Source organism: Cryobacterium sinapicolor, assembly GCF_004403465.1.
In the GTDB taxonomy this organism is placed as follows: Bacteria; Actinomycetota; Actinomycetes; order Actinomycetales; family Microbacteriaceae; genus Cryobacterium; species Cryobacterium sinapicolor.
Genome location: NZ_SOGQ01000020.1, coordinates 1 through 15,802 on the forward strand (window position 1 = coordinate 1; position 15,802 = coordinate 15,802).

At 71.2% G+C, this 15,802-nt stretch carries 14 protein-coding genes; 6 read left to right on the forward strand and 8 right to left on the reverse strand.

What is annotated here, in order from left to right; genetic code table 11:
* Window positions 1-369 precede the first annotated feature (369 nt).
* The gene (locus E3T28_RS04590) at window positions 370-1,836 is read right to left on the reverse strand and encodes a peptide MFS transporter (protein ID WP_134428391.1); all 1,467 of its coding nucleotides are present in this window, start codon (window positions 1,834-1,836) and stop codon (window positions 370-372) included.
* Window positions 1,837-1,951: 115 nt separating this feature from the next.
* On the opposite strand from E3T28_RS04590, the gene E3T28_RS04595 reads away from it, so the two are divergent.
* Entirely contained in the window at window positions 1,952-2,347 is a 396-nt protein-coding gene (locus E3T28_RS04595; protein ID WP_134428393.1) for a sortase, read from the forward strand.
* 94 nt (window positions 2,348-2,441) lie between these two features.
* Here E3T28_RS04595 and E3T28_RS04600 read toward each other — a convergent pair whose 3' ends face one another.
* Window positions 2,442-3,206: a dienelactone hydrolase family protein gene (locus E3T28_RS04600; protein ID WP_134428395.1), complete on the reverse strand. Its 765-nt coding sequence runs from the start codon at window positions 3,204-3,206 to the stop codon at window positions 2,442-2,444.
* Window positions 3,207-3,345: 139 nt separating this feature from the next.
* Here E3T28_RS04600 and E3T28_RS04605 point away from each other — a divergent pair, with 139 nt between their 5' ends.
* Together E3T28_RS04605 and E3T28_RS04610 are read left to right on the forward strand one after the other, a co-directional pair.
* Window positions 3,346-4,146 carry a FadR/GntR family transcriptional regulator gene (locus tag E3T28_RS04605; protein ID WP_134428397.1) on the forward strand — a complete coding sequence of 267 codons (801 nt, stop codon included), beginning with the start codon at window positions 3,346-3,348 and terminating at the stop codon, window positions 4,144-4,146.
* Between the two features lie 16 nt (window positions 4,147-4,162).
* Window positions 4,163-5,422, forward strand: coding sequence for an alpha-hydroxy acid oxidase (locus E3T28_RS04610; RefSeq protein WP_134428399.1), 1,260 nt, complete (start codon window positions 4,163-4,165; stop codon window positions 5,420-5,422).
* A gap of 90 nt (window positions 5,423-5,512) precedes the next feature.
* Here E3T28_RS04610 and rocD read toward each other — a convergent pair whose 3' ends face one another.
* Together rocD and ddaH are read right to left on the reverse strand one after the other, a co-directional pair.
* The gene (rocD, locus tag E3T28_RS04615) at window positions 5,513-6,757 is read right to left on the reverse strand and encodes an ornithine--oxo-acid transaminase (protein WP_134428461.1); all 1,245 of its coding nucleotides are present in this window, start codon (window positions 6,755-6,757) and stop codon (window positions 5,513-5,515) included.
* Entirely contained in the window at window positions 6,754-7,575 is an 822-nt protein-coding gene (gene ddaH / locus E3T28_RS04620; RefSeq protein WP_134428463.1) for a dimethylargininase, read from the reverse strand. Before ddaH ends, rocD begins: the two co-directional genes overlap by 4 nt.
* 419 nt (window positions 7,576-7,994) lie before the next feature.
* On the opposite strand from ddaH, the gene E3T28_RS04625 reads away from it, so the two are divergent.
* Complete coding sequence (locus E3T28_RS04625; protein ID WP_134424017.1) at window positions 7,995-8,432, forward strand: Lrp/AsnC family transcriptional regulator; 438 nt, start codon at window positions 7,995-7,997, stop codon at window positions 8,430-8,432.
* A 94-nt stretch (window positions 8,433-8,526) separates the two neighbouring features.
* Window positions 8,527-9,021 carry a hypothetical protein gene (locus E3T28_RS04630; RefSeq protein ID WP_134428401.1) on the forward strand — a complete coding sequence of 165 codons (495 nt, stop codon included), beginning with the start codon at window positions 8,527-8,529 and terminating at the stop codon, window positions 9,019-9,021.
* 53 nt (window positions 9,022-9,074) lie between these two features.
* Here the strand turns inward: E3T28_RS04630 and E3T28_RS04635 are convergent, their stop codons facing one another.
* Window positions 9,075-9,848, reverse strand: coding sequence for an ABC transporter permease (locus E3T28_RS04635; protein ID WP_174776798.1), 774 nt, complete (start codon window positions 9,846-9,848; stop codon window positions 9,075-9,077).
* 391 nt (window positions 9,849-10,239) lie between these two features.
* On the opposite strand from E3T28_RS04635, the gene E3T28_RS04640 reads away from it, so the two are divergent.
* Entirely contained in the window at window positions 10,240-10,602 is a 363-nt protein-coding gene (locus E3T28_RS04640; RefSeq protein WP_134428403.1) for a GntR family transcriptional regulator, read from the forward strand.
* Window positions 10,603-10,689: 87 nt separating this feature from the next.
* Here E3T28_RS04640 and E3T28_RS04645 read toward each other — a convergent pair whose 3' ends face one another.
* The 3 genes from E3T28_RS04645 to E3T28_RS04655 are packed head-to-tail and all read right to left on the reverse strand — an operon-like array spanning window position 10,690 to window position 15,630.
* Window positions 10,690-11,658, reverse strand: a complete 969-nt coding sequence (locus E3T28_RS04645) for an NAD-dependent epimerase/dehydratase family protein (protein WP_134428405.1) — start codon at window positions 11,656-11,658, stop codon at window positions 10,690-10,692.
* A gap of 25 nt (window positions 11,659-11,683) precedes the next feature.
* A complete protein-coding gene (locus tag E3T28_RS04650; protein WP_241979164.1) occupies window positions 11,684-14,611 on the reverse strand; it encodes an alpha/beta fold hydrolase in 2,928 nt (975 codons plus the stop codon).
* Complete coding sequence (locus E3T28_RS04655; protein ID WP_134428407.1) at window positions 14,608-15,630, reverse strand: 3-oxoacyl-ACP synthase III; 1,023 nt, start codon at window positions 15,628-15,630, stop codon at window positions 14,608-14,610. Before E3T28_RS04655 ends, E3T28_RS04650 begins: the two co-directional genes overlap by 4 nt.
* Window positions 15,631-15,802 lie beyond the last annotated feature (172 nt).

The following is a 15,802-nucleotide window of genomic DNA, read 5'->3' on the forward strand; positions in this document are numbered from 1 at the left end:
ATGAGGGCCTCCGTGGCATCGACTTGAGTGTGGTAACCCAATCGATACCGGAGGTCCTCACCTTTTTAGCTCACGCCACGCTCACAACCTCCGTGGGAAGAACATCTAGAGGCCGCGTTTGGGCTCTAAAACGGGTGTTCGACCCAAAATCTCCGTCGAATTAGTTCCAAGACGAGCTCGACCGGCTCGGCGCTGACCAGCTCCCCGGCGAGGCGACAGCTCTGGGGGGTGGGCGGGGGGGGCACCATCCGCTTACCCCTCAAAGCCGTCAGTCCACAGCTGCCGGCGCACAGCTGCCGGACCACAGCCGCCGGACCACAGCCGCCGGACCACAGCCGCCGGACCACAGCTGCCGGTCGACGGATGCGATCAGCGCACGCCGTCCATCAGCCGCAGGATCGGGCGCGCGATGAGTGCGAGCAGCACGCCGAGCACGATCGCGACTCCGCCGATCACGCTGAAGTACACCGTCTCCGGTACCGACGTGTACCACTCGGCGAGCCAGCCGGACATCGCGCTGCCCAGCGCGATCGACAGGAAGAACAGCGCGACCATCTGGGTCTTGAAGGGTTCCGGGGCCAGCCTCGTGGTGACGGCCAGGCCGACGGGCCCGATCATCAGCTCCGCCACCGTGAGCACGAAGAGGATCGCGATCATCGCGGCCAGCGGCGTCGAGTTCGCGCCGCCGTCGACGAATGGGAGGAACATGAGGAACGCGGCCCCCATCAGCGCGGTGCCGAGCGCGAACTTCACCGGGGTGGACGGCTGGCGCGAACCCCAGCGGGTCCACAGCGCGGCAAAGACGCCGGACAGCAGGATGATGAAGACCGGGTTGAACGACTGCACCCACGACACCGGCAGCTCCCAGCCGAACACGTCCCGGTTGAGCCGCTCGTCGGCGTAGATCGTGACCACCGTGAACTGCTGCTGCGAAAGGGACCAGAACGCGGCGCTGGCCACGAACAGGGGCATGAACGCGTAGACGCGCTTTCGCTCGCGGGCGGTGATCTGGCGGTTGCGCAGGATGACCACGAAGTAGGAGACCGTGGCGATCAGGGTCAGTGCGATCACGATCGTGACCAGGCGGGATGCCGTGATCACCCCGAGCAGCACCAGCACCACGATTACGGCGACCGCCGCGATCGCACCCCAGAGGTAACCGGCGTAGCGGGAGGCCGGCAGCGGGTTCGGCACCTCGTGCACGATGGCCGGCAGGCGCTTGCGGCCGAAGGAATACTGCACCAGGCCGATCGCCATGCCCACGGCGGCGAGCCCGAAGCCGTAGTGGAAGCCGAGGGTGGTCTGCAGCACGCCGGTCAGTACCGGGCCGAAGAAGGCGCCCAGGTTGATGCCGAGGTAGAACAGGGAGAAGCCCGCGTCGAGCCGCGGGTCGTCCTTGGCGTAGAGCGCGCCCACGACACTGGTCGCGTTGGCCTTGAGACCGCCGCTGCCCAGCGCGATCAGGATGAGGCCGGTCGCCACCCCGCCGAGGCCCGGCAGGAGCGCGAGCGCCAGGTGCCCCACCGCGATGACGATCGCACTGTAGAACAGCACCCGCTCCGAGCCCAGCAGGCGGTCGGCCACCCAGGCCCCCAGGATGGTCGACAGGTAGACGCCGCCACCATAGGCACCCACGATGCCGGCCGCGGTGGACTGCGGGATCCCGAGGCCGCCGTCGGCCGCGGAGTAGTACAAATAGAGCAGCAGGATGCCCTGCATCCCGTAGAAGGAGAAGCGCTCCCACATCTCGACGCCGAACACGTTGGCGAGGGAGCGAGGCTGGCCGAGGAAGCTTCGGTCGTCACGGGTGGGGGCTTGTTCAACAACCGAGGTCATTGATTGACCTTACCGCGCGCCCCCAAACCTGGGGACATCGGCCGGGTCGCGGCGACCGGCCCGGCGGCACGGTACGATTTTGCCCGTACAGTTGCGACGACCGAGAAGGGGCCACGTGGACGTCTACTCGCTCGCTTCCCTCCTCAGCGAGGTGCTGACCCTGGTCGGACTGGTTGTGGGCGGGGCCCTCTTCGCGGCCGGCCTCGTCGCCCGCGGCGTGAAGGGCCGCTGGGTTCTGACGGATGGCGTGATCGCCTCCTCCCGGGCCGGAACGGTCATCCGCTGGTTCGACCGTGACGGCGAGGTGCACGAGTGCCCGGCGAACACGCACGAGACGCACGGGCTCGCGCCCGGCGACGACGTGCCGGTCTGGTTCAGCCTCCGGACTCCCTCCCGGTGCCGTACGCACACCCCGGAGGTCGAGGGCAGGGCACTGCGCCTGACCGGACTGATCCTGCTCGGTATCGGCGCAGCATCCGGCGTGCTCGGCATCGTGCTGCTGTTCGTCTGAGCCGAGCCGAGCCGAGCCGAGCCGGCGCGGGACGGTGCCCGCGCTCTACCGCGGCTCGATGCTGCTCACCGCCGTGCAGCAGCCCGACCGGAAACTAGCGTTCGGGGGCCAGGTGTTCGGGGGCCAGGTGCTCGCCGAAGAAGGCCTCGATCCGCTGCCAGGCGTCGGCCGCTGCGACGGGGTTGGGCCCGGCCCCCAGGATGCGCTTCAGCAGGAACCGCAGCGCCACCGGGCCGCTCTCGGCGTCGTTGAGGAAGGCGTGGCCGGCGCCCGGGTACTCCTTGACATCGTGCGCGATGCCCAACCGGGTCGCCGAGGCCTCGAGCGTTGCGGCGGCGCCCCTGAGTGACGTGTCGGTGGCGCCGAAGCTGCCCACGATCGGGCACGCGCCGGCGAGGGCGTCATCGAGCTGTTTCGGCAGTCGGCCGTAATTGACGGATGCCGCGTCGAACCCGCGCGTCGCGGCCGCCAGGGCGAATCCGCCGCCCATGCAGAATCCGAGCACGCCGGCCGCGCCGGTGCAGTCGTCCCGGTCGATCAGGAACCGCCGGGCGGATTCGATGTCGGCGAAGGCCCGGCCCTCCCCGGCCTGCAGCGCGCGGAACGTCCGCGTCAGGCATTTGCGCGCCCCACCCTCGGTGAAGAGGTCCGGCATCAGGGCCAGGTAGCCGGCCGCGGCCATCCGTTCCACCTGGCGCCGCATCACATCATTGAGTCCGAAGGCCTCGTGCACGAGCACGACGGCGGGCCAGGGCCCGGTGCCGACCGGGATGCCGAGCACCGCCATCAGCCCCGTGCTTCCACCCGGCGCGGGCGGCAACAGCAGGTCGATCAGGAGCGGAGCGGTGTTGCCTGTCATTGGCGGCCTCCCGGGGCTGAATCAGAACTTTATCCCGCGGGAGCGGCGATCTCCTGTAGCATGTGGTCAGACCACACCATCGTGCGCCACAGCGCGCCGCCGCATCAGCCCACCCCACCCCAACGTCGAGGAGGAGCCCATGAGCATCGAGCATCGCGCCTGGGAAGTCGTGTTACAGAGCATCGAGCTGGATCTCCTCAGCGGGCGGCTGCGACCGGGCGACCACCTGCCGCCCGAGCGGGCCCTCGCCGCCGAACTGGGCGTCGGACGGTCCAGCGTGCGCGAGGCGATCCGGGTGCTCGAGGTGCTCGGGCTGCTCCGTACCTCCGCCGGATCGGGGCCCACGTCGGGAGCGATCATCGTGGCTCTGCCCGGCGGCGGTATGTCGGCTCTGATGCGCCTGCAGGTGGCGGCGCAGGGGTTCCCCGTCGCTGACGTGGTCAAGACCCGGCTCGTGCTCGAGGCGTCGGTCGTGACCGAGCTGGCGGAGGCATCCGCCCGGGCCGCCGCGACCATGGACGCCAACGCCGCCCTGCACCCTGACCTGTCGACGCCCGCGCTGCTGCTCGGCGCGATGGACTCCCCCGCCCTGAGCGAGGCGGAGTTCCTCGCCCTCGACGCCGAGTTCCACCTGGCACTGGCGACCGCGTCGGGCAATCAGGTCGTGACCGCCACGATGGCGGGCTTGCGCAGCGCCATCGAGGGCTATGTGCGGGCGGGCGCGACGGGCCTCGCCTCGTGGCCCGACACCTCCACCCGGCTGCGCGCCGAACACCGAGCGATCATCCACGCCATCGAGGCCGGCGATCCCCCGGCCGCCCGCAGACTCGTGCAGTCCCACATCGCGGGCTACTACGCCGAAACCCACCTCGCCAACCACCTGCCCGACAACTACGCCGACGACCACACGGATGCCACCGGGCACCCGGTGGGCCGATAGAAAGGACCCTTCGACCATGGTTCAACGACGCATCCCGAAGATCAAAGACCTCGCCCCGCTGATGCACTTCAAGACCCCCGAGCTGAACGCGAAAAAGCGCCGCCTCGAGAGCGCCCTGACCATCTACGACCTGCGCGACATCGCCAAGAAGCGCACCCCGAAGGCCGCGTTCGACTACACCGATGGCGCCGCCGAGGCCGAGCTCTCGCTGGGCCGCGCCCGGCAGGCCTTCGAAGACATCGAGTTCAACCCGTCGATCCTGCGGGACGTGTCGGCCGTCTCGACCGGCTGGGACGTGCTCGGCGCCCCCGTGGCGCAGCCGTTCGGCATCGCCCCGACCGGGTTCACCCGGATGATGCAGACCGAGGGTGAGATCGCGGGCGCCCACGTGGCGGCCCGGGCCGGCATCCCCTTCTCCCTGTCCACCATGGGCACCACGTCGATCGAGGATGTCAAGGCCGCGAACCCCCACGGCCGCAACTGGTTCCAGCTCTACATGTGGAAGGACCGCGACCGCTCGATGGCGCTCGTCGACCGGGCCGCGAAGGCCGGCTACGACACCCTGCTGGTGACCGTGGACGTGCCCGTGGCGGGCGCGCGCCTGCGCGACAAGCGCAACGGCTTCTCGATCCCGCCGGCCCTGACCGCCGGAACCGTCATCAACGCGCTGCCCAGGCCGGAGTGGTGGATCAACTTCCTGACCACCGAACCGCTCGCCTTCGCCAGCCTCGACCGCTGGAGCGGCACGGTCGCCGACCTGCTCGACACAATGTTCGACCCCACCGTCACCTTCGAGGACCTGGCCTGGATCAAGGCGCAGTGGCCCGGCAAGATCGTCGTCAAGGGCGTGCAGAGCCTGTCGGATGCGCGCACGCTCGCCGACCTCGGCGTGGACGGCATCATCCTCTCCAACCACGGCGGCCGCCAGCTCGACCGCGCCCCGATTCCGTTCCACCTGCTGCCGCAGGTCGTACGCGAGGTCGGCAACGAGTACGAGGTGCACCTGGACACGGGCATCATGAGCGGCGCCGACATCGTGGCATCCGTCGCTCTCGGCGCCCGCTTCACCCTGATCGGCCGCGCCTACCTCTACGGCCTGATGGCGGGCGGCGAGGCCGGCGTCGACCGGGCCGTCCAGATTCTCTCCGAGCAGGTGTCCCGCACCATGCGGCTGCTCGGCGTGAACAGCCTGGAGGAGCTCGACCCGGGCCACGTCACGCAGCTCGCACGCCTCGGTCGCATCGCGCAGCCAGTGGCGGCATCCGTCGGCCTGTAGTGTCCTAGCCGCCCGAGTGTCGCCAATTGTGCCGAGCTGGCCCGCTTCAGCGGGTCAACTCGGCACAAACGGGATAACTCGGCGGACCGGCTACGCTGCGGCGAGCTCCGCGAGCACGGCGGCGAGCTGCTCGACCGCCCAGTCGAGGTCGGCCTCGGAGACCACGATCGGCGGGGCCAGTCGAATCGTGAATCCGTGGGTGTCCTTCGCGAGCACGCCGCGCGCCAGGAGGGCCTCGCAGACCGCCCGGCCGGAGGCCAGCTTGGGGTCGATGTCGATGCCGGCCCAGAGACCGGCGCCGCGCACGGCCACGACGCCCTGGCCGATCAACCCGGTCAGCCCGGCGTGCAGGCGGGCGCCGAGCACGCGGGCGCGTTCCTGCTGCTCGCCGGTGGCCAGCAGCTTGACGACGGCGAGCCCGACGGCCGCCGCCAGCGGGTTGCCGCCGAAGGTCGAGCCGTGCTCGCCGGGGCGGAGCACGCCGAGGATGTCCCGGTTGCCGACGACCGCGGAGACCGGCACGATGCCGCCGCCGAGCGCCTTGCCGAGCAGGTAGAGGTCGGGAACGACGCCCACCAGGTCGCAGGCGAAGGTCGCTCCCGTGCGACCGAGGCCGGACTGGATCTCGTCGGCGATGAACAACACCTTGTGGCGGGTCGTGATCTCGCGCACGGCCGGCAGGTAGTCCGCCGGCGGCACGACGATGCCGGCCTCGCCCTGGATCGGCTCGAGCAGCACCGCGACCGTGTTCGCGTCGATCGCGGCCTCGAGGGCAGCGGAGTCCCCGTAGGGAACCGTGCGGAACCCGGGCGTGAACGGCCCGAAATCCTTGCGCGCCGATTCGTCGTCGGAGAAGCTGATGATCGTGGTGGTGCGACCGTGGAAGTTCTCCCCGGCCACGATGATGTTGGCCATCCCGGCGGCGACGCCCTTGACCCGGTAGCCCCAGGCGCGGGCCACCTTGATGCCGGACTCGACCGCTTCGGCGCCCGTGTTCATCGGCAGGACCATGTCCTTGCCGGAGAGTTCGGCGAGCGCGGTCACGAACGGGCCGAGCTGGTCGTTGTGGAAGGCGCGGCTAGTGAGCGTGATGCGGCCCAGCTGCTCGCGGGCGGCGTCCAGCAGGAGCGGGTTGGAGTGCCCGAAGTTGACCGCGGAATACGCGGCCAGGCAGTCCAGGTAGCGCTTGCCGTCGACATCCGTCACCCAGGCGCCGTCACCGGACGCGACGACCACGGGCAACGGGTGGTAGTTGTGGGCCGCGTGCTCGTCTTCCAGCGCGATGTACGCGGCTTGGTCGGGCGCCGTGACCGGGGCGATGATCTGGTCGGTCATCGGCGCAGTTCCAGGGTGCAGCATTTCACTCCTCCTCCACCGAGCAGCAGCTCGGACAGGTCGACCCCGATCGGGTTGAAGCCGCGGGCGCGCAACTGGGCCTCGAAGCCCTTCGCCCGCGCCGCGATGACCACGTTGTAGCCGTCGGAATAGGAGTTGAGGCCGAGGATGGCAGCGTCCTCTTCGGTCACGATGATGGCGTCCGGGAAGCGCTCGCGCAGGATGGCCAGGCTCGGCTCGTCGAACGCGCTCGGCAGGTAGGCGATCTCGCCGTTGCCCGTGGCCGGCGACCCGTCGAGCACGGCGATGGCCGTGTCGAGGTGGTAGAAGCTCGGGTTGATCAGGTTGAGCGTGATCACCGGACGGTTGTAGATGGTCGCCACCTCTTCATGGCTGTTCGACGCGCTGCGGAAACCGGTGCCCGCGAGGATCACGTCGCCCACGAGCAGGAAGTCGCCCTCCCCCTCGTTGATCTCCGCCGGCACGCGCACGTCGAAGCCGTTGGCGCCGAACCAGTCCATGTAGGCCGGACCTTCCGGCTGGCGCTCGGCATAGGTGAACGCCGCACCGTAGGCGATGTTGTCGATGACGAAGCCACCGTTGGCCGCGTAGACCATGTCCGGCAGGCCGTCGACGGGGTCGATCAAATGCACGTCGAAGCCGAGGCCGACGTAGGTGTCGTAGAGCGTCTGCCACTGGGCGACGGCGAGCGCGGTGTCGGTCGGGATGGCAGGGTCCATCCAGGGGTTGATGCGGTAGACGACGGAGAAGAAATCGGGCTTGCACATCAAAATCGTGCGCTTGACCGGCGTACGCATCGGGATCGCCGGCGAGACCAGCTCCTCCGGGTTGGGGGCGGTGAGATCAGGGGCGGTGAGGTTGGTCGACATGGCGTCTCCTTCGGCGGCCATCCGCCCTCGTCGGGTGAGGTCGGCTGGCGGGGTGGATGGCGGACCAGGTCACTCACGAGAGCTCTGCCGGCACGAAACGCCCGGGCAGAGACGCCGTTCCTAGTTTTACACAGCGCGAATCGGATGTGCACCCCCATATGCGCCGAAAATGTGCGCGCCTTCGACCCTCGACGCAGCTTTCCGCCATGACAGACATTCACGGATGCCCGGCGCCCGCCCGGGCATCCGTCGGCCACCACGCAGCTAACCACTGATTCCCGCCATCGGGCGCGGGTTATCTGCGTGTAGGCGTGCGCCAGCGCAACGACGCCCCCTAGACTCTCCGCATGGACAACCTCGACCGTGGCATTCTCGACCTGCTCCGCCAGAACGCACGGGCGGGCTACGGCGATATCGGCTCGGTCGTCGGCCTCTCCGCGTCGGCGGTGAAACGCCGGGTCGACCGGCTCGTGGCGGACCGCGTCATCCGCGGTTTCACCATTCAGGTGGACCCGGCCATCGACGGCATGAGCACCGAGGCCTACGTCGAGTTGTTCTGCCGCGGCACCGTGGCGCCCGAGGAACTGCTGCGCATCCTGTCCGGGGTGCCGGAGGTCGTGGACGCCGGCACCGTCACGGGCAGCGCCGACGCCATCGTGCACATCCGGGCCCGGGACATTCCCGGTCTCGAGGCGGCGCTGGAGAAGGTGCGCCTGGCCCCCAACGTGGACCACACCCGCAGCGCGATCGTGTTGTCCCGGCTGATCCACCGCACCGCCGAGTAGCCGCGGGCGCTGCGACGCGGGGCACAGAGCCGCGAGGCGCGCCGCTCGGGGCCGGGCCCTTTCCCTCGGCCCTAACCCCCGCCACACTGTGGGGGTGGTCTCCCCTCAAAGCCGTCATGCTCCCAACAGGATCGGTCCGGCCGGCGCCGAGCGCATCAGCGCGGGCGCGTACGGCCTGCTCGTGGCCGCCAGCACCCTGATCGGGCTCGGCCGGAGCTCCGCGGGCACCATCATCATCGTCGTCATGATCACCAACCTCGTGTACTTCGCCACCCACGTCTTCGCCTACTCGATCGGCGACACCGAGATCGGCTGGACGCACGTGCGCCATCACCTCCGCGTCAGCGCCCCGATGATCTCGGCGGCGTTCGTGCCGCTGCTGACCGTGCTGGCCCTGCTTGCCCTCGGGTTCGACACGGGCATCGCGACACTGATCGGCATGATCACGGCCACCGTGCTGCTGGCAGTGGTGGCCGTCGGCGGGTTGCGGCTCCGCGGCATCCGTGGCTGGCCGCTCGTGCTCGTGGCGGCGGGAACCGTGCTGGTCGCCGGCGTGCTGATCCTGGCCAAGTTCCTGGTGCTGCACTAGGCCGGCGGCACGGCTCGAGGTGCCCACGGCCACGAGCACGAGCGCCCACTCGGCTAGCCGGGGACCGGGACCGGGCGGCGCTGCACGGGCGCGAGCAGGTGGATCAGGGCGACCGCCGCGATCGATCCGGCGCAGAGGATGCCGGCGAGCACCACGATCTGGAATCGCCCGGCCTCGAGCGGCGAGGCGCCACCGAAAATCGCACCCACGAAGGCCCCGGGCAGGGTGACCAGCCCGGTGGTCTTCGTCTGGTCCGTCGAGGGGATCAGGGCGAAGTACACCGCGCGGCGGGCCAGTTCCCGGGTGGACTGGCGCGGAGTGGCGCCGAGGGCCAGCCAGCCCTCCACCTCCTCCCAGTGCTCGGTGACGCCCTCGGTGAAGCGCCGGCCGGAGAGCGTGGCGATCGACATGGCGTTGCCGATGATGATGCCGCCGAACGACAGAACGTAGCGCGGCGTGAACTCGAGCGCGCCGGTACCGAAGACCACGAGGAGGGTGACCAGAACACCCAGGCCCATCGAGGCGGCCACCCAGGCGAAGTGCCGCCGGGTGGCGCCGATCCGGCGGGTGACCGTGCCCACCGCCGCGGTGAACATGACCACCAGACCCACGCCGACCCAGAACGGGTCGGAGATGATGCCGCTGAGGATCAGGCTGATCACGGCGAGCTGCAGGGCCCCACGAAGCACGGCGAGCGCCGGCGCGAACGGATGCGCCACCCGGTACGTACGCAGCACCAGCGTGACAATCCCGATGAGCAGTGCGATGCCCAGCAGGGTCGGCGCCAGTCCGGCCAGCTGGGCGGGGAGGTCGCGGGGCCAGGTCACGTGTCGAGCCTAGCGAGCCACCGCGCCCGTCCGGCCACGCGCATCCGTTCGCGGCTCACACATCCGTCCGCGCCTCCGTTTCGCGGGTGCGTTTCGCGCTCACGTTTCCCGGGTGCGTTTCCCGGGTGCGTTTCCCGGGTGCGTTTCCCGGGTGCGTCTCGCGAGTGCGTCTCGCGAGTGCGTTTCGCGAGTGCGTTTCGCGAGTGCGTTTCGCGAGTGCGTTTCGCGAGTGCGGCTGAATCGTCAGTTTTCGTGCGCCATACCGACGATTCACCCGCTTTCGCGACCGGTCGGGCGCCGCTAGCGGGTCGGGCGCCGCTAGCGGGTCGGGCGCCGCGACCGGGTCGGGCGCCGCTAGCTTGGTACGTAACGCAGACAAAGGATGCCCGGCATGGAACTAACCGTCGACCAGCACTCGCCCACCCCGCCGTACGAGCAGCTACGCGTGCAGGTGATCGAGGGCGTGCGCACCGGCGCGCTGTCGCCGGGCGACAAGCTGCCCACCGTGCGGCGGCTCGCCGAAGACCTCGGCCTGGCGCCGAATACGGTCGCGCGCGCCTACCGGGAACTGGAGCAGGACGAGGTGATCGAGACCCGCGGCCGGCTGGGCTCCTTCATCGCACCAACCGGGGATGCCACGCACCGGCAGGCGCAGCTGGCCGCGGTCGCCTACGCCGAACGGATGCGCGCCCTCGGCCTGCCCGCGGAGGAGGCGCTGGCGATCGTGCGGGCGGCCCTGGGCATCCGTTCCTAGCCGCCGGTTCCCGCCTGGCGAGAGTCGTTGTTTGCGCCGAGAATCGCCCCCACAAAGGCGATTCTCGGCAGAAACGGCGAGAGTCGGCTACCGGGCGTAGGAGGCCGCGAGACGGCGGAAGCCCTCGTCGAGGCTCACCGCGGGCGTCCACCGCAGCTCGGACCGGGTGCGGCGCTGGTCGAACCAGTGCGCGGTCGAGAGCTGCTCGGCCAAGAACCGGGTCATCGGCGGCTCGTCGACCCCCGGGCGGATGCGCCAGGCCGCCTCGATCAGGCCGCCTGCCCCGCGGGCGACCCTGGCCGGCACCCGCCAGGCCGGCGCGGGCACGCCGGCGGCCCGGCACATGCCCGCGAGCAGCTCGGCGACCGGCCGCGGCTCCCCGTTCGTGATCACGTAGGAATTGCCGTGCACGGCGTCGGCCTGCTCGAGGGCGGCCGCGATGGCCGAGGCGGCGTTGTCGATGTAGGTGGTGTCGATCAGGGCGGCGCCGTGGCCGAGCAGCGGGAGGCGTCCGGCCCGGGCACGCTCGACGATGCGGGCCACGAGCTGCGTGTCGCCGGGCCCCCAGACCAGGTGCGGACGCACCGCGACCACGCGCAGCTCGGCCGAGTCCGCGGCCAGCGCGAGGAGTTCGGCCTCGGCCTTGGTGCGGGCGTAGGGTCCGCGGGCGCGGGCCGGGTCGGCCGGTTCGGCGCCGCTGCCGACTATGGATGCCCCGGCGTGGGCCACCGAGGGCGACGACACGAAGACGAAACGGGAGACACCGGCATCCGTGGCCGCAGCCAGCAGGGTGCGCGTGCCGCCCACATTCACGGCGGCGAAGTCGGCCGGGCTGCCGGCGAGGGACACCTTTGCGGCCAGGTGCACGACCGCGTCCATTTCGGCGACGGCGCGCCGGGCCTCGGCAGGCTCGGTGACCGAGCCGAGCACGTCGGTCACGCCGGGCACGCCCGAGGGGCGGCGCTGGAAGGCGCGCACCTCGTGCCCGGCGGCCGCGATCTCCGCCGCGACGGCCCGGCCGAGGAAGCCGCTCGCCCCGGTGACGAGCACCCTCACGGCAGCACCGTCGGCAGCGAGCGCGTCACGGTCGGGACATCCGTGCGCCGGAGAGGATGCCGCCGGCCCAGCGGCCCAGACGGCTGCGGTCGATCTTCGAGTTGTGACGGATGTCCGTCGGCAGGTGCGGCACCACCAGCACCGCGGCCAGCGGCAGCCCCGCGGCGGCGCGCACGGCGGCGGCCAGCTCGGGGTCAGCCAGGGCGACCCGGCGGACGGGCAGGACGGTCTCGACCACGACGACCACCTGCTGGGTGCCGGCCGGCCCGATCCCGACGACGGCGGCCCGTTCCACCGCGGCGACGGACTCGACGCGCTGCTCGGGCCCGACCGGGGTGAGCACACCGGCCGCCGTGGTGATCACGTGCGGCAGGCGCCCCTCCACCCAGAGGCGTCCGGCGGAGTCGAGGTGCCCGACGTCGCCCGTGCGGTGCCAGCGTTCCCCAGGCACGGCGCCGCGGCGGGCGGCCCGGTCGGTCAGCCACAGGCGGTCGTAGTGGTCCTCGACGTGGGGGGCGGAAACCACGATCTCCCCGGTGATCCCGGCCGCCTCGGAGAGCTCGCCGGTGGCGTTGCCCTGGGCGTCGAGGGCGCTCGTGCGGATGCGCGTGGTCGCCGTCGCGCGGCCCACGCAGACGCCGCCGGGGCCGGCCGGGGCATCCGTCACCGCGATGGCGGACCACGCCGAGGAGTCCGGCGACGAGGCCGCCGCCGTCGAGCCCGCTGCGGCCATCGCCTCGCGGATGCCGTCGAGCGTGATGTCGGCCATCAGCAGCCCCTCGGTCATGCCGTAGGGCGTGTGCGCGGAGGCCGCCGGCATCAGCCGGGCCGCCGCGGCGAGCAGTGGCTCGGACACCGGTGCGCCGGCGGAGAGGAAGCTCCGCACGCCGGCGAGGCTGACGTGGTCGGCGGCGGTGAGGCTGCCTGCGGTGGCGACGACGTTGGCCAGCGCCGCCGGCGACAGGAACACCACAGTCGCGTCGATGGCGGCGACCGCGGCGGCGACGGATGCGGCGGTCAGGGTCTTCGGTTTCGTCACGTCCATGTCGGGAGTCACCGAGCGGGCGCCGAGTGCCGGGCCGAGCAGCGCGAACGGGGCGAAGCCGGCCACCAGGCCGGTGCCGCGGCCGACGCCGTACTGGGCGAACAGCGCGTGGCTGACCGCCGCGAGCTGGCTGTGCGTGTAGACGACACCCTTGGCCGGGCCGGTCGAGCCGGAGGTGAACAGCACGGCGGCCGTGTCGCCGGGTTCCGGCGGCGGCGGCAGCTCCTCGTCCGCGCCGAGCGCGATCAGTTCGGCCAGGGTGGCGGAGATGTCGAGGGCACGCATTGCGGCGCGGGGAAACCGGGCCACGGAGATCTTCCGGCCGGGCCAGTCGAGCACCCGGGCGGCGAGCAGCCCGGCGGCGGCTCCGATCACGTGATCGGGGCGCGCGCCGCGCACGGCGCGGGTCAGCCCGCGCAGGCCGAGGCCGGCATCCGCCACCACGACGACCGCGCCGATCCGCACGCAGGCGTAGAGCACCGCGGTCAGGTCGGCGCCGGGCGGGATGAGCAACGAGATGCGGTCACCCTTCCGAACGCCCAAGCGGTCGAGGCCGCAGGCGAGCTGCCGCACCCGCCGGGACAGCAGCCGCCAGCTGACGACGCGGGGAGCGCCGCCGCCGAGTGGAGCCATGTCGATCAGCGCGGTCTCGTCGCTGTTCTGCAGGTCGTCGAGGTAGTGCCAGAGCGGATGCCGCTCGCTGGCCGCCCAGCCGCCCGCACCCTCGCCGCCTCTCGCGCCGCGCGAGTGTGCCCGTTCCGGTCGTGAGTGACCCGCGGAACGGGCACTCTCGACCGGAACGGGCACCTGAGCGGGCACCTGATCGGCAGGGGCACCGGCACCAGCAGCACCGGCGGCTGGGGCAGCGGCAGCAGCACCGGCACCGGCGGCACCAGCGGCAGGCACCGCGCGGTCGCCGAGCCAGGTCAGTGCGGCGGCGGCGTAGTCGACGTCCTCCATGACGAGGTGCCCGGCCCCCTCGAAGCGGTGCACGTCCGCGTGCGGCAGGCGGTCCAGCAGGTCGTCGAGGTAGCGATCGCTGAAGATCGGGTCGGTCGGGCCCCAGAGCATCAGGGCAGGCACGCCAAGGTCGCGGATGCCGCCGGAGATCCGGGCGAGTTCGGCCGCGCTCTCGTGGGCTTCGTGCACCGGGATGTCGGCGACGAACGCCCCGATCCCGCCGCGGCGGTCCGCGCCGCGGTAGGGCGCGCGGTAGCCCTGTTTGACCGCGGCCGGGAGTGGCGGATGCGCGAGCGCCAGCGTCGTCTCCAGGAACGCGGGCGTGGCCACGGTTCCGGAGCCGAGCACGCTGCTCCGCAGGGCCAGCCGCAGCGGGGCCGGCACGGGCGCGTCCTCCGGCTGGTGCACGGCCGTGTTCAGCAGCATGACACCGGCGAGCAGCTCCGGATGGTCGACGGCCCAGCCGAGCGAGATCGAGCCGCCCCAGTCGTGACCGAAGGTGACCACAGGGCCGACAAGGCCGAGGGTGTCGGTCAGCTCGGCCAGGTCACGCACGCGCGTGGCGAGCGGGCGCGGGGCCCCCGACCGCTCGGAGAACCCCATCTCGAGTTGGTCGACGGCGATCACGCGCCAGGCCTCTGAACCGTTCGCGGCCGCATCCGTCGCCGCGGTGACGAACTCGCGCCACAGGTAGGACCAGGTCGGATTGCCGTGCACGCAGAGCACGGTGCCCACCGGGGTGACGCCCAGTTCGGCGAGGCGCTCCCCGTTGTCGAGCAGGTGCCAGGTGCGGGTGACCGGATGCCCGGAGGCGGGCGACACGACCGGCACCAACCGCGAGAACGCGGCATCGAGGCCCGCCAGCCCGGCCGGCGGCAGGGACGCGGGCGCCGGCGTCGCGGCGGCGCGCGGGAGGCGGTAGGACACGGGGCTGGAGCCGCGGTTCACCAGGCGAGTTCCATCATGGCCGTGTTGAGGCCGCTGCCGACGCCCATCAGCAGCACCCGGTCGCCCTTCGTGAGCCGGGAGGCTTCCTCGGCGAGGGTGATCGGGATCGACGCGGGCCCCACATTGCCGTACAGCGGGTAGGTGAGCGGAACCCGGCTGCGGTCCAGCCCGGTCGCCTTCACGATCGCGTTGGTGTGCACGTCCGACACCTGGTGCAGGATGTACCGGTCCATGCCCGACCAGTTCCAGTCGCGTTTGGCCTCGGTCCAGGCCGAGACGACGAGCTCCATTCCGCCCTTGAGCAACGCCTTGGCGTCGGTGAACATGCCGTCGACGCTGCCGACGCAGAGGCCGTTGAACTCGGTGGCGGCGCGGGTCACGCCGCCGAGGATGCGGTGGCCTTCCGGATGCAGGTCGGCCCGCCCGAGCACGGCCGCGGCCGCACCGGAGCCGAGCGTCAGGCTCGCAAACTCGCTCATGAAGTCCTTGCGGTTGATATCCGGGCGGCCGAGGCGCTCGATCGTGTTGGTCTGGATCTCGTCGGCGTCCTCCCCGTCGATGATCACGGCGTACTGCACCTGGCCGGAGTCGATCAGCTGGGCGGCCAGGGTCATGCCGTTGACAAAACCGAGGCAGGCGTTCGCGATGTCGAAGTTCGTGGCCGAGGAGGGCAGGCCGAGCCCGTGGTGGATGCGCACGGCCACCGAGGGCTCGAGGTGCTTGCGGGTCACCGAGGTGTTGATCATCAGACCGACCTGGCCCGGCTCGATGCCGGCGGCGGCCAGGGCGCGCTTGCCGGCCGTGACGGCCGCGTCGTCGAAGGCCTGGCCGGGAGCCCAGTTGCGGCGCTCGTTCACGCCGGCCACCCGCTGGAGCAGACCGCTGGGCAGTCTCAGCCGTGCGAGGGCCGGCTGCAGGCGCCGATCGATGTCCACCGAGGTCGTGATCTGCGGGGCCAGCTCGCTCGCCACCGACAGCAGGGCGACGTTCCGGTGTGTCGTCGTTGCGTTACCGTCCAACTGTGGATCCCCTGTCGAATTGCAGCAGTGGGCAGTCAGGCCCCCGACATTGTGCACCAGAAGCCTGATTGTTGTCCGCACACCTGCTGTGAGCAGCCGACCGCCGACTGCGGCCACCAAAGTCCCATTTTAGTCGTCTGGCCCGCCGCAGGCGCACGGGCCGCAGCACGGG